The organism is Muribaculum sp. (assembly GCF_029051885.1).
Taxonomy (GTDB): Bacteria; Bacteroidota; Bacteroidia; order Bacteroidales; family Muribaculaceae; genus Muribaculum.
This window is the reverse complement of record NZ_JAIDKI010000115.1, coordinates 1-13,230: the sequence shown is the minus strand read 5'-3', so window position 1 is coordinate 13,230 and position 13,230 is coordinate 1. Positions and strand designations below refer to the sequence as shown.

At 52.8% G+C, this 13,230-nt stretch carries 9 protein-coding genes; all 9 read right to left on the bottom strand.

Features of this window, described 5'->3' with window-relative positions; all coding sequences use genetic code 11:
- Window positions 1-115: 115 nt before the first annotated feature.
- Window positions 116-1,054 carry a DMT family transporter gene (locus K2I50_RS05130; protein WP_301025144.1) on the bottom strand — a complete coding sequence of 313 codons (939 nt, stop codon included), beginning with the start codon at window positions 1,052-1,054 and terminating at the stop codon, window positions 116-118.
- A 127-nt stretch (window positions 1,055-1,181) separates the two neighbouring features.
- Complete coding sequence (nrdG, locus tag K2I50_RS05125; protein ID WP_301025143.1) at window positions 1,182-1,715, bottom strand: anaerobic ribonucleoside-triphosphate reductase activating protein; 534 nt, start codon at window positions 1,713-1,715, stop codon at window positions 1,182-1,184.
- Between the two features lie 17 nt (window positions 1,716-1,732).
- Window positions 1,733-3,940: an anaerobic ribonucleoside triphosphate reductase gene (locus K2I50_RS05120; RefSeq protein WP_301025142.1), complete on the bottom strand. Its 2,208-nt coding sequence runs from the start codon at window positions 3,938-3,940 to the stop codon at window positions 1,733-1,735.
- A gap of 257 nt (window positions 3,941-4,197) precedes the next feature.
- A complete protein-coding gene (locus K2I50_RS05115; RefSeq protein ID WP_301025141.1) occupies window positions 4,198-5,106 on the bottom strand; it encodes a CPBP family intramembrane glutamic endopeptidase in 909 nt (302 codons plus the stop codon).
- A gap of 40 nt (window positions 5,107-5,146) precedes the next feature.
- A complete protein-coding gene (locus tag K2I50_RS05110) occupies window positions 5,147-6,913 on the bottom strand; it encodes an OstA-like protein (RefSeq protein ID WP_301025140.1) in 1,767 nt (588 codons plus the stop codon).
- Between the two features lie 55 nt (window positions 6,914-6,968).
- On the bottom strand, window positions 6,969-8,363 hold the full coding sequence (locus K2I50_RS05105) for a peptidylprolyl isomerase (RefSeq protein ID WP_526022952.1): 1,395 nt from the start codon (window positions 8,361-8,363) through the stop codon (window positions 6,969-6,971).
- A gap of 44 nt (window positions 8,364-8,407) precedes the next feature.
- Window positions 8,408-9,313, bottom strand: a complete 906-nt coding sequence (locus K2I50_RS05100) for a hypothetical protein (RefSeq protein ID WP_301025139.1) — start codon at window positions 9,311-9,313, stop codon at window positions 8,408-8,410.
- A gap of 247 nt (window positions 9,314-9,560) precedes the next feature.
- Window positions 9,561-11,297 carry a peptidylprolyl isomerase gene (locus K2I50_RS05095; RefSeq protein WP_301025138.1) on the bottom strand — a complete coding sequence of 579 codons (1,737 nt, stop codon included), beginning with the start codon at window positions 11,295-11,297 and terminating at the stop codon, window positions 9,561-9,563.
- A gap of 153 nt (window positions 11,298-11,450) precedes the next feature.
- The gene (gene guaB, locus K2I50_RS05090; protein ID WP_068960194.1) at window positions 11,451-12,932 is read right to left on the bottom strand and encodes an IMP dehydrogenase; all 1,482 of its coding nucleotides are present in this window, start codon (window positions 12,930-12,932) and stop codon (window positions 11,451-11,453) included.
- Window positions 12,933-13,230 lie beyond the last annotated feature (298 nt).

Sequence of the window (13,230 nt, the reverse complement as noted above, 5' to 3'; positions counted from 1 at the left end):
CTCCTTCGTCACATGTCGAAAATCGTCTCAAGCTATACGACCCTGGCGGCAACATTTATTATTAAACAAGCTCTAAATACTCATCTGAAATCAATGTCAACCACCACACACACGCTCAGTGAGCGGGCTTACTGGGATGCCCAAGGCTGAGCCGGTCGGCAAGGACAACACCGAAAAGTATCAGACCGCATCCGAGATATCCGATCCATGTCACCTGCTCTCCGAGAAGCAAAGCCGAAGCCACAAGTGTGATTATAGGCTGCACATACAGGTAATTGTTGGCCTTGACAGCGCCGATGCCCTTGACAGCCCAAGCCCATATAAGGAACGCAAGCATAGAGCAGAACACACCAAGGAAAATGAAGTTGACCCATACGGTGGTATCGGCGAACACTTTAAGATTTCCATGGTCAGGCTCGGTAAACAGGAATGGCAATGCTGTGAGGAGCCCATAGAAAAATGTCTTGCGCGTGATAAACAACACCGTATAGAACGCACTGAGTTTTCGCAACACAAGTGAATATACAGCCCAGCTCACAGCGGCAGCCAGCGCAAGAAGGTCGCCGAGAGGCTTTACCTCAAGCACAAACGAACTGTTGAATATCACCAGTCCTACTCCAAGAAACGCCACAAGCGAACCCGCCACCATACCGCGCGACGGACGCTCAGATTTATACAGCACACCGACAAGAAACGTGGTTATAAGCGGAGCGAGCGTGACAATGAGCGACACATTCGACACAAGAGTATGCTCGAGAGCGGTATTCTCAGCTATGAAATACAGCGAGCCTCCACACATGCCACACGCCACAAACAGCAGCTCATCGCGCACCGAGTTGGACACCATACGGCCATGACACACGAGCAGTATCAGCAGGTAGGCGAGCAATGTTCGGTATACATATACCTCGGTGGGCTGAAGCCCATGCTCAAGTAGTACTTTTGTAGATACAAACGACACTCCCCAGGCCGCTACGGTGAGCAGCGCCCCTACATTATAGAGTATCATTGACATATGCTGACGATGATTTGCAGTACCGGTATGCTGGGTCATAAAGGCTCTCTTTTGACAATGTGGTTATGTTGATAATAACAAAAAATCGCTATCTTAAGTTACATGCAATTTTTATGCAAAGATAGCGATTTTTGAATATTTTCCATCAGTCGGTAAGGAAACTTTTTCAGTCAGGACTCCACACCACAACCGTTCCTGCCTCGCGCGATGAAGCCACATCGACAAGACGCTGATTGGATGATCCGCGGAAAAGCAATGTGGTGTCGCGCTGACTTTCGATAAACGGACCGTCGACAAGCACATCGACAAGCCCCAGAAGCCCGGCAAAGCGTGGCGACACTGCTACATGCTCGTAGGTGAATCCGGTATAGCACCACAGTGTATAGCCGGCACGCTTTACAGCACGTGCCAGAGCGGTCACTCCATCGGCCTGATACAGCGGGTCGCCACCTGAAAGTGTGACATTGAAGTCATTTTCTTTCACCGTGTCCATTATTTCGGCCACACTCATTTCACGGCCTCCGTCGTGCGCCCACGATTCCGGATTGTGGCAACCCGGACACTCATGGTCACACCCTGCAAGATATATCGAGGTACGGAGTCCGGGGCCGTCGACACTGGTGCCGGCAACGATGTCAAGCACCCTCAGCCTCACATTCTTTTCCTCCTCGGTCAGAGTACAGTCCGTTTCCTGCAACATATACACCGGCTATGACATCATTTATGTACTACACGGTCGTTGAGCTCAGCGAGTTTCGCGCTGTTCCAGCGGTCGGTAGTTCCTACAAGATATCCCGTGATGCGCTGCAACTTGTCTATGGCATGACTGCCGCATACCGGACATTTCTCAAGATTGTCCTGTGCATCCTCATACCCGCAGGCCATACAGCGGTTTCGGTTGTGGTTGACCGAGCCATAACCGATATTGTACTTGTCCATCATGTCTACAATATCGCTGATAGCATCGGGATTATGGGTAGCATCGCCGTCGATTTCCACATAAAATATGTGGCCTCCGCCGGTCAGCGCATGATAAGGAGCCTCGATTTTGGCCTTGTGGCGCGGCGAGCAATGGTAGTACACCGGCACATGGTTGGAGTTGGTATAATAAGTGCGGTCAGTCACGCCCGGTATGACGCCGAACGACTTGCGGTCCTTCTTCGTGAACTTGCCGGAGAGACCTTCGGCAGGGGTGGCCAGTACTGAGAAATTATGCTGATAGCGTTCGCAGAATTCATTTACGCGGCTACGCATATGGCTTACAATCTTCAGACCAAGCTCCTGGGCCTCGTCGCTTTCACCATGATGCGCGCCAATAAGAGCTACCAGACACTCTGCCAGACCGATAAATCCGATACCGAGTGTACCCTGGTTTATCACCGACTCGATTGTGTCGGTTGAATTCAGATTCTCCGAGCCTATCCACAGGCGCGACATAAGCAGCGGGAACTGTTTTACAAGGGCGGTCTTCTGGAAGTCAAAGCGGTCGCACAGCTGACGTGCGGTAATGTCGAGCACATAGTCAAGACGGCTGAAGAAGCGGCTTATACGTTCCTCCTTGTCCTGAATATTCATACATTCGATGGCGATACGTACGATGTTGATTGTCGAGAAACTGAGATTTCCGCGTCCTACCGAGGTCTTTTCACCATAACGGTTCTCAAACACTCGGGTACGGCATCCCATAGTGGCCACCTCGTAAAGATATCGTTCGGGGTCGTCGGCACGCCATTTCTCATGCTGGTTGAATGTGGCGTCGAGATTCAGGAAGTTAGGGAAGAATCTGCGTGCTGTCACCTTGCAAGCCAGTTTGTAGAGATCATAGTTGCGGTCGCCCGGCTTATAGCTGATGCCGGTCTTCTTCTTCCATATCTGTATGGGGAATATAGCGGTGGCACCGTTGCCCACACCCTCGTAAGTCGAGTTAAGTATCTCGCGGATGATGCAGCGCCCCTCGGCCGAAGTGTCAGTACCATAGTTTATTGAACTGAATACCACCTGATTACCTCCGCGAGAGTGGATGGTATTCATATTATGGATAAATGCCTCCATCGACTGATGCACACGCCCTACCGTCTCGTTGATAGCGTGCTGCTTCATGCGCTCTTTACCCTTGAGGCCATCGAGCGGACGCTTCAGATAGTCGTCGACAGGAGCATTGTAAAGATCGCTCAGGTCCTCGCCGCTGAGCGCTTCAAGAGTCTTGATTTCTTCGATGTACGACGAGCGCACAAAAGGAGCCAGATAAAAATCGAATGCAGGGATGGCCTGGCCGCCGTGCATCTCATTCTGGGCGGTTTCAAGAGATATACAGCCGATGATACTTGCCGTATCTATACGCTTGGCCGGACGCGAATCGCCGTGACCGGCAGTGAAGCCATCATTCAATATTTTATCGAGAGGATGCCGCACGCATGGCAGACTCTTGGTAGGATAGTAATCCTTGTCGTGGATATGCAGATATCCGTTGCGCACAGCTTCGCGCGCTTCGTGCGACAAGAGATAGTCGTCGACAAACGGTTTGGTGGTCTCGCTCGCAAACTTCATCATCATCCCCGCCGGAGAGTCAGTGTTCATGTTGGCGTTCTCGCGGGTGATATCATTATTCTTAGCCTCGATTATCTCAAGGAACATGTCGCGGGTCTTGGCGCGGCGTGCGATGTTACGCTGGTCGCGATAAGCTATGTATCGCTTGGCCACCTCTTTTCGCGGACTCTTCATAAGCTCGAACTCCACACGGTCCTGGATTTCCTCCACCGTCATGCGTTCATTGCCCGTCATGCTGATACGGTCGGTAATCTTGAGGATAAGACTCTCATCCTCTCCGATTTCGGTCTGCAACATAGCCTTGCGGATAGCTGCTTTTATCTTCTCGTCATTGTATCCCACGACACGGCCGTCGCGTTTTACTACAGTCTGTATCATCTTATTTTATGGTTAGGTAGCTGCTCAATAAAATGCTTTTTTATTGCGAGTGCAAAGTTATATAAGGCTGCACAATTATGCAATTATCAACACATATAAAATGCCAAAAGTTTTCATTTTGGAAAACTTTTGGCATCAGCTCATTTTACAAACTATTATATATCAGATGTTTGTGAAAATTTTCGGAAAACTATGCTTTAAAACATGCACGCAACATTTGCTAAAATGTAAATTTCCACAACTGTCTGCAACATAAATTATTGATTCGTATCGCGCATTCTCGGAAGGTGTCGCCATATGTACCATACCGACACAAATGCAAATACCAGACTCACCACAGCCAGCACTGCATGCCCTCCGCCGTCACCGGCACCAATCTCGTCAAGCGCCACAGTGTCGACACCGCGACGTGTAAGCCACATTGAAAATACAACAAGAGAATTGTTGAATGCATGCGCTACCACCGGGAGCCACAGCGAGCCGCTCCACCAGTAAAGATATCCGAAAAACGCCCCCAGCAGCACTCTTGGAACAAAGCCGAAAAACTGCATATGGATAGCACTGAAAACTATCGCAGCTGACCAGATTGCCACATGCGGATTGCCGAACAGACGCATAAGCAGCGACTGAAGCCCTCCACGGAAAAACCACTCTTCGGCCACTCCGGTAAGAACACCTATTATAAGTACCGACACAAGCAGGTCGCCCACACCGGTGCCTCCGAGCAGACTTTCAATCATAGAGCCGGCAGTCGACTCATAAGTACGCAGCAGTCTTTCAAAATCGGCCATGCTATCCGGAAAATGAATGCTCTCGTTCCATCCCACGATGCAGTTCATGACGGGGATAGCCACAACGAGCGTAAACAGTGCGCTACACATTCCAAACCACCCCGGGCTGCGGTCGATACCAATGAAATGCCATGGACGCCACACTGCTATAAGCATCGTCATAGCCACCGGAAGCATGAATATAATCAGGTCCTGGAGCACAACGGCCAGGCGTATGCGGTCAAGAGTGGTACCGCCCATAAACCCGATTACCACCAGGCCTATGGCCCATGAAAAAATCCAGCAACATACAAAAAGCGCCAGAGCCTTGCCGGCCGAAATGCGCATAACACCGCTCACTCCGTCAGGAGCGGAAATCCTATTGTCAGACAACATTTTCTATTTGGAATTGAATTTTGATTGCAACAGACATATATCAGTTGACGCGCCTGCGCCTTACTCCCGGGTCAGGTTCCTTCAGCAGCGCCTCCATCTCGGGTGGCACATTGAAGATATCGTCCTTGTCCTTCGGGCGCAAAGCCTCATACCATTTGAACTGCGGCAGATAGTATATCGATTTCTTTGCAAGATACAGAGGTGTCACCGTCCCGTCGACCTCGGGCCACATGGTCAGTTTCTGGAGCGTCGAGTCGTTGAAATGGGCGGTAAGATAACTGCTTGTCGAGCTTATTATCTTATTATATGTAGAGTCGTTCTCCTGAGGGAGCATGATATTCTCTACATTGCCGCTCACGTCAAGCTGCGACAGAGACCCGTCGACAAACCGAGCAAGCATCTCGCGTCCTGTAAGCTGGTTGTAGAACTCATCGCCGATATGCTCGGCCACGAATCCGAATTCAGGCAACTTGGCCCAGTCGACAGTAGAATCATTGAAATGCACCTGAATGACATTGCCAAACACCTGGCGCTCACCGCTCCATACTATCGGATGGCGGTGCATATACATAAGCGAGTCGCGCTCCACCACACTGAGCGAGTCGCACAGCCCCTGGAGGTCGACGCGCCAGAAGCGCACGCGCGGATAGGCCGTCATTATATGTGTCGAGTCGCTGTCGCTGCGCTGCACATAGGTGCGTATTGTATCGCCATGGAGATAGAGAGTATCCTTACGGCTATATTCAAGCAGACGGGCGCGTATGGTGGCAAACGAACTGTCCTTCTTCTCAAAGTAACATCCGTAGCCACCTTCGAGAGCCGACTGACGCGCCGAGTCGGTGAGAATCATATTTCCCCAGGCCTCGCCGAAACCGGTCACCTGGTTGTAGAACAATGTATCGCCGGTAAGCGTATTGCCACGGCGTGTCTTGATAAGCGACCTGTCGTACAGACGTGTGGTGTCGGCGTCGGTATTATACATACCGTTGCTGGAATATACCGTAGCGCTGTCGGTAACTATCACCGACGGTTTCACAATACGGGCTATATGGTTGTCGGTATTATACAGCAGCTCCTCGGTAGTAAGGGTGAAATCACGCTCACCCTTGTCCTTAAGCACTACGTCGAGCCTGAACTGGGCGTCCTTGGTAGTAGGGCTGTACTCACCGTATACCGAGGTGAGCACATTGGCAGTATCGGCCAATGTGCCGCCGTTGGTATAGTATCCGAGGTCCTGACCCAGGTCGTAATTGAACACATCGGTGGTAAGCTGCACCTCATTGTTTATCAGACGCACATCCTCTACCCCGTTGCCATAGAACACGGCCATCTCGTCGGGATTGTTGTAGTTAAGCTCGTCGGCATACACAAACAGTGTGTCGCCCTGCTCCATCCTTACATTGCCGAAAGCATCGAAACTACCCACCTGGTCATAGAAGTGCGCACTGTCGCAATACATGAACATATCGTCCTTGCGAAACTGCACGTTCCCGACAAGTATCTGGTAGGCTACCGAGTCGCGGCTATCGTCGGTCCACAGTCTGTCGGCATGCTCCAGAAACACTTTTCCCGGCGTATGCCTGTCGGTAGACGGCACTGTCGGCTTGATTTCATATCGCTTGGGCGGATTCACAGGAGGCAATTCCGTGGCCGGAGATTTAGGAGCGTCGGGGTGTCCCGACAATATCGCCGGCACACCGAGAGCCATCAGACACGCCACAGCCCAACGGCCACGGCGCCAGCTATTGCATCCGCGCCTGCCGCGGTCAGTCTCCCGAAGCATACTGTCGCTTTTCGGATCCTGCATGAGTGTGAGTTGTAAATTGTATGATTACGTGAGGTATGGTCAGTGGGGATTAAGGTCACTGATTGTTGTCATCATCCTCGTCTGATGCAGAGGATGAATTCACACCCTCTTTAATCCAGCCTTTGTGCTTGAAGTCACAGTCACGCCAACCCTCTTCTATTCTCACATAGGTATCGGCGATTTTCTTCTCAACCCACTTTGTCACGATATCCTCTTTGGCACGCGACTCATAAAGATTCTTGATAAGCTGATAGTCATCGCTCATATTGGCACGGTGGCCGGCGATACGGTTGCTCAGCTTTACCATCGCCACGATATCACAGTTGCGCTTGGGGTCCTTCATTATAAATGGCTTAGACAGCTCTCCGACACTCATGTCGGCCACCACACGGCTCACTTCCTGGGGCAGTTCACCCATCTCGAAGCGAGTGGTATTGTTCTCCTGGTTCACCATCTGACCACGGTTGTTGTGGGTATCCTTGTCCTGCGACACATAAGGCACGGCCTCCTCGAAAGTAAATTTCTCGGCCAGTATCTCCTGACGCACGGTATCCAGGCGATTCACAGCCTCGACAAGGTCCTTGTCCGACACCTTCGGGCGCAGAAGTATATGGCGGGTATTGATACGGTCGCCTCGCTTCTCGATAAGCTGTATGATATGGTAGCCAAACTGTGTCTCTACGATTTTCGACACCTTCTTTGTATCGTTGAGGTTGAAGGCCACAGCGGCATATTCGGGTTCAAGATTGGCTCGCCCGATAAATCCGAGCTCACCGCCGCGCAGGCTACTGCCATCCTCACTGTAAAGGATTGCGAGGGTGCTGAAGTCAATCTCACCTTTGTTGACGCGCTCGGCATAATCGCGCAGACGGGCCTTGACCTCGTCAATCTCCTCACGCGGTATCACGGGATTGAGAGTCATGATCTGCACCTCCACCTGGAGAGGCACAAAAGGTATACTGTCCTTTGGCAGGGAGTTGAAGTAGCGGCGCACATCGTTAGGCGTCGCCTTTACTTCTTTGGTAAGCGAATTCTGCACCTCATCCACGAGCTGATTGTTGCGTATCATGTCGCGCATCTGCTCGCGCACCGCCGGGAGCGGACGACGGTAGAATTCCTCTACCTTCTGCTGGGAGCCAAGGTTGGCTATCAGGAAGTTGACCTGCTTGTCGACCATCTGCATCACCTGATTGTCAGGCACCTCGATAGAGTCAATCTCAGCCTGGTGGATAAAAAGTTTCTCCACAGCAAGGCGCTCAGGAATGACACAGTACGGATCGCCCTCGATATCGCTGCGCTGCGACTGCAAGGTCTGGTATGTCTCCTCGATTTCACTCTTATAGATTGGCTGGTCGCCAATCCACCAGGCCACCTCCTCTACAATATTGTTCTGGGCGGCAGCCATTATAGTCATAGCGCTGAAAGCGCCGGTGAGTATTAGCTTTGATATTTTCACTTTCGTAAGCGATTAATATATTATAGTTGTTTATTATTCTATTTATTATCCGGCGACATGCCGACCTTTCCGGCAAGTTCCGGCGACAGCTTTACCTGTCCGTTGTCATACGCACGCTTTACCAGCTCGCGGCGCAGGCGCAGATCATAATCCGCGGCTGAAGCCGACTGAAGCATGCCGGCCACCGCATCGCGGGCAAGCTCGAAAGGCATCTGGTCGCCGGCCGACAGGTGGTCATTGACAGCGAGCATATACACCCTGTCGCCCACCGTGGTCTCAAACCCAGGATGCCTGGCAAGCAACTTTCCGGGTTCGGCGCCGATTCCGTCCGGCACACGCGCCTCGATATCGCTCCATGGCAGCCAACGGTCACGGAAGTAAAGATACTCCACCACCGGGTCGAGACTCTCCTTCTCCAGTTTCTCAAGGTCAGCGGCCGCCGACGACCGGCTCCACCGGCGCAGGTCGTTGATATGCGGATGCTTCTTGTCGACAGAGAGAAAGATGCCACGTATCATAGGCTGGGAGCAGCGGTACAGGCCCGGCTGACGGTCATACTCTCTGCGCAGGGAGTCGTCGGAGTATTCCGGCGACTCCTGTTGCTCGGCCATAACCTTGCGGTACTCCAGCATCAGCAGGTCGTTGCGATACTCCTCGGCCATACGGTCGATACGCCTTGTGTCGGCAATATTACGCGCGGCCTCAAGCCCTACGGCCTTGCGCTCAATCCAGTTGTCAATGTAGCTCCGACACCATGCCGCGCTGTCGGCTCCGGCAAGCCCGTAAGGCATCGCCTCGCTCAACTCCGACACGGTCAGACGCGAATCGCCTATCTTCACAAGCACCCCCGGCTCCGACACACCGCCATACGACCCGTTGCCGCATGATGTTACCATCGCGGCGATGACACAGGCTATCGGGAAGCGTACAAGTAAATTATGCATTGCAAAGTATCTTTTCATGACCGTGACTAAGCGCGCTACAGCATGACTGTGAGACGCTCGTCCGGATTCAAGCCCCAAATTTACAAATTTTCCGCCTAACTTCCCAAGCAATTGGCCGGGCTATTTCATGGATTGATGAAATAGCCCGGCCAATACGGTCTTTTAATATATTTTAATGGTATAGTGAAACCCAACGGTTCAAAAACGGGATAACACTGATTAGCACAGCATTATCGCCGTAAGAGAGTCAATGCCGTTTCACTGATTTCAGCACCTTCTTGTTGACCTTGACCTTGTGGGTAGCACGGAGCTGTTTCACCCACTCGCGCTCAAGCGCTGCCTGATAGTCGGTAGTGACGGCGCCGCGCACATCGGCAGCCTCCTCGGGAGCCTCTATAATACGTCCGTTCCAGGGCATCCAGTATTTCCACTTGCCGGGCAGTTCGGGACGCTCGCCTCCGAAGGCCACTGCATCGACCACACGGTTGTCGCCCTTGGCGGCAAGCACTCGCTCGATGCGCACATCCTTGTCAAACTGACGCTTGAGCACCACACCTATCGAGTCGGGATTAATGTCGCCGGCTGCTTCCACATACTCCTTGACTACAGTCATCACAGAGTCGCTGGGGGTGTAGATCATGAATCCCTTGTATTTTGGTTCGGCCAGCGAATAGTCGCCGCGATGGGCCTCGAAATATTTCTCGATACCCTCGGTATCCTTTGCCGCGCCCTCCCATATCTTGCTGTTGCTTATCTCAAACAGGAGCATTCCGTCGTGATACTCGCGCAACAGGTTGGCGAAATCTACATCTTCCGAAGCCAGACGTTCAATCTCCAGGTCAATAAGCTCGTTCTCGCTCAGCGAATCGGTGGCCGAGGTCTGGAAACGCGCCCTCAGCTCGTCCATCTTCTTCTGATAAGGCAGCTGCGCGCGTCCGTCGCGCTGCATCATGCCCATAATCTGCTGACGCACATCGTCAAGGGCAGGTACTCCGCGATGGCCGAGAGTCTTTACGATATGATAGCCGTAGGAGGTCTGGAAAGGCTCCGACACGGCACTGTCAGCCAGTGCGAAGGCGGCCTTCTCAAACTCCGGTACCATGCGACCCGTTCCAAACCATGGCAGCATGCCGCCGTTCTTGGCCGAGCCGGGGTCCTCGCTCTCCCTGCGGGCGAGATCGCTGAAGTCGGCGCCACCCTTGAGCAGAGTGTAGATAGAGTCAATCTGAGCCTTGGCCCGGACCTGCTCCTCGGGGCTCTTGCCTTGGGTGAGCTTGAGGATATGCTGCGCGAGCACTTCGCCGGTAGCGGCGCGACGTGCACCCGACCTTACGATATGAAATCCGAACGGTGTCTCTATCACCGGCGATATCTCACCCTCGGGAGTATCATAGGCCGCCTTCTCAAACACATAGGGGAAACGCCCGGGGGTAATGTAGCCCATGCTTCCGCCATTGCGCGAGGCAGAGCGGTCGATGGAATATTTACGCGCGAGGGCTGCAAAGTCCTCGCCACCGACAGCCGCCGTACGGATGCTGTCGAGAAACGCCTTGTTCCTGTCACGCTCTTCGGGAGTCTTGCCGAGAGCCACCATTATGTGGCTTGCCTCTACCTCCACCGGATAGTGGGAATAGGCTTCCGCCACCAGGCGCTCCTCCTCATCCTTGTCGGTAAGATAAGGGCGCACAAGGTCGAGGCGATACCCCTCGTATTCTTTCCTGAACGCCGCAGTTGTGTCGATACCGGCCGCAATGGCGTCGGCCACCTTCAGCTTGTAGGCGATAAACATATCGAGATATTCGTCGACAGCCACCGGCGACTGCTGCTGCATGTTGTTTTTTCCGTACAGATATTCGAACTCACTCAGGCGCACATCCTTTCCGTCGATAGTCATAAGCACCGGGTCCGACGGCTTCTTTCCATCGGCGGCCAGAGCCACGCCCATGCCCATGGCAAGCACAATTAGCGATTTGCGTAGATTCATTATTTATATGTTAAGAGAATGTTTAAAATTACAACAGAGATATAACGCGGAACCACAGCTCCTTATTATATCTCTGCCGATAACATTTATCTCGTGTATAGCAAGCAGCCACAATCCGGCAGAAACCGGGTCGTGGCTGCGTATATTCATTGTTTACTGATGTGATGCGCTGTAGTTGGGCGCCTCGCTTGTGATAGCCACGTCGTGGGGATGGCTCTCCATCACTCCGGCGGCTGTAATGCGGGTAAACTTGGCCTCATGCAGCTTCTCGATATTGGCTGCTCCGCAGTAACCCATGCCCGAGCGCAGACCGCCGAGCATCTGATAGGTGACTTCGTAGAGCGAACCCTTGAAGGGCACACGTGCGGCGATACCCTCCGGCACGAGCTTGCGGGCATCGGTCTCGCCACCCTGGAAGTAGCGGTCCTTCGAACCCTTCTCCATGGCCTCCAGCGAACCCATGCCGCGGTAAGCCTTGTATTTACGTCCGTTATATATTATTGTGTCGCCGGGGCTCTCCTCCACGCCGGCGAGCATGCCGCCAAGCATCACAGAGTAAGCGCCTGCGGCAAGAGCCTTCACGATATCGCCCGAATAGCGTATGCCGCCGTCGGCAATCAGAGGCACGTCGGTACCCTCGAGAGCCTTAGCCACATCGTAGACGGCCGAAAGCTGGGGAACACCCACTCCGGCGATTACGCGGGTAGTGCATATCGAGCCGGGGCCGATACCCACCTTCACACCGTCGGCTCCGTTCTCAACAAGGAAACGGGCAGCCTCGCCGGTAGCGATATTACCTACTACCACATCAATTTCGGGGAAAGTCTCCTTAATCTGACGCAACACGCCTACCACACCCTTGCTGTGGCCGTGGGCGGTATCAATTACGATGGCGTCGACGCCGGCGTTGACAAGTGCGGTAGCACGCTCCATCACGTCGGGGGTCACACCCACACCGGCGGCTACACGCAGACGCCCCAGAGCGTCCTTGCATGCATTGGGCTTGTCCTTGGCCTTGGTGATATCCTTGTATGTCACCAGCCCTACCAGATGGCCTTCGCTGTCAACTACGGGCAGCTTCTCGATTTTGTGCTCCTGAAGTATGGCGGCCGCCTCCTCAAGATTGGTCGACTGACGGGTGGTCACGAGATTTTCCTTCGTCATTACCTCGTCGACCGGACGGTCAAGATTGCGCTCGAAGCGCAGGTCGCGGTTGGTCACGATACCCACCAGCAGCTTGTTGCTGTCTACCACGGGTATGCCGCCGATATGGTATTCCTCCATCATGGCGAGAGCGTCGCGCACTGTGCTACCGGTAAGTATCGTCACAGGGTCGTAAATCATACCGTTCTCGGCACGCTTCACGGCATGCACCTGACGGGCCTGCTCGGCAATCGACATATTCTTGTGGATAACGCCAATGCCACCCTCGCGCGCTATCGCGATGGCAAGACGGGCCTCGGTGACGGTGTCCATGGCGGCCGACACCAGAGGTACATTCAATGTAATACGGCGGGAAAATCTTGTGGTGAGATCAACTGTGCGCGGAAGCACTTCACTGTAAGCGGGAATAAGGAGGACGTCGTCAAATGTTAGTCCCTCCATCTTCACTCGGTCTGCAATAAATGATGACATATGGCGATATGGTTGTATTTATTGCGCACAAAGTTACTAATTTTCCACGAATCCACCGCATCCACTCGCCCATCTTTTTTCCTCAGCCCTAATTTTTTTTCGCAGGAGATTATGGATACAATCCTATGTCCCTATAGAGTATCAATATATGTAGTCGTAGATGGCAGGAAGGCTGTCGGTATGCCCCCCATTATTGATTATCGCAAGCCAAAGTCTCGGGCAGCAAATCTTCCCGGAAGAATTCCTCCCCATCCTCCCGTTTATAATAAATGAGACCGTACTCCTTACTTATTACAAA

Bases quoted from the DNA above. Each gene is read 5' to 3' on its own strand.
- K2I50_RS05130 (WP_301025144.1), bottom strand. From the start codon at position 1,054: ATGACCCAGCATACCGGTACTGCAAATCATCGTCAGCATATGTCAATG.
- nrdG (WP_301025143.1), bottom strand. From the start codon at position 1,715: ATGTTGCAGGAAACGGACTGTACTCTGACCGAGGAGGAAAAGAATGTG.
- K2I50_RS05120 (WP_301025142.1), bottom strand. From the start codon at position 3,940: ATGATACAGACTGTAGTAAAACGCGACGGCCGTGTCGTGGGATACAAT.
- K2I50_RS05115 (WP_301025141.1), bottom strand. From the start codon at position 5,106: ATGTTGTCTGACAATAGGATTTCCGCTCCTGACGGAGTGAGCGGTGTT.
- K2I50_RS05110 (WP_301025140.1), bottom strand. From the start codon at position 6,913: ATGCAGGATCCGAAAAGCGACAGTATGCTTCGGGAGACTGACCGCGGC.
- K2I50_RS05100 (WP_301025139.1), bottom strand. From the start codon at position 9,313: ATGCATAATTTACTTGTACGCTTCCCGATAGCCTGTGTCATCGCCGCG.
- K2I50_RS05095 (WP_301025138.1), bottom strand. From the start codon at position 11,297: ATGAATCTACGCAAATCGCTAATTGTGCTTGCCATGGGCATGGGCGTG.
- guaB (WP_068960194.1), bottom strand. From the start codon at position 12,932: ATGTCATCATTTATTGCAGACCGAGTGAAGATGGAGGGACTAACATTT.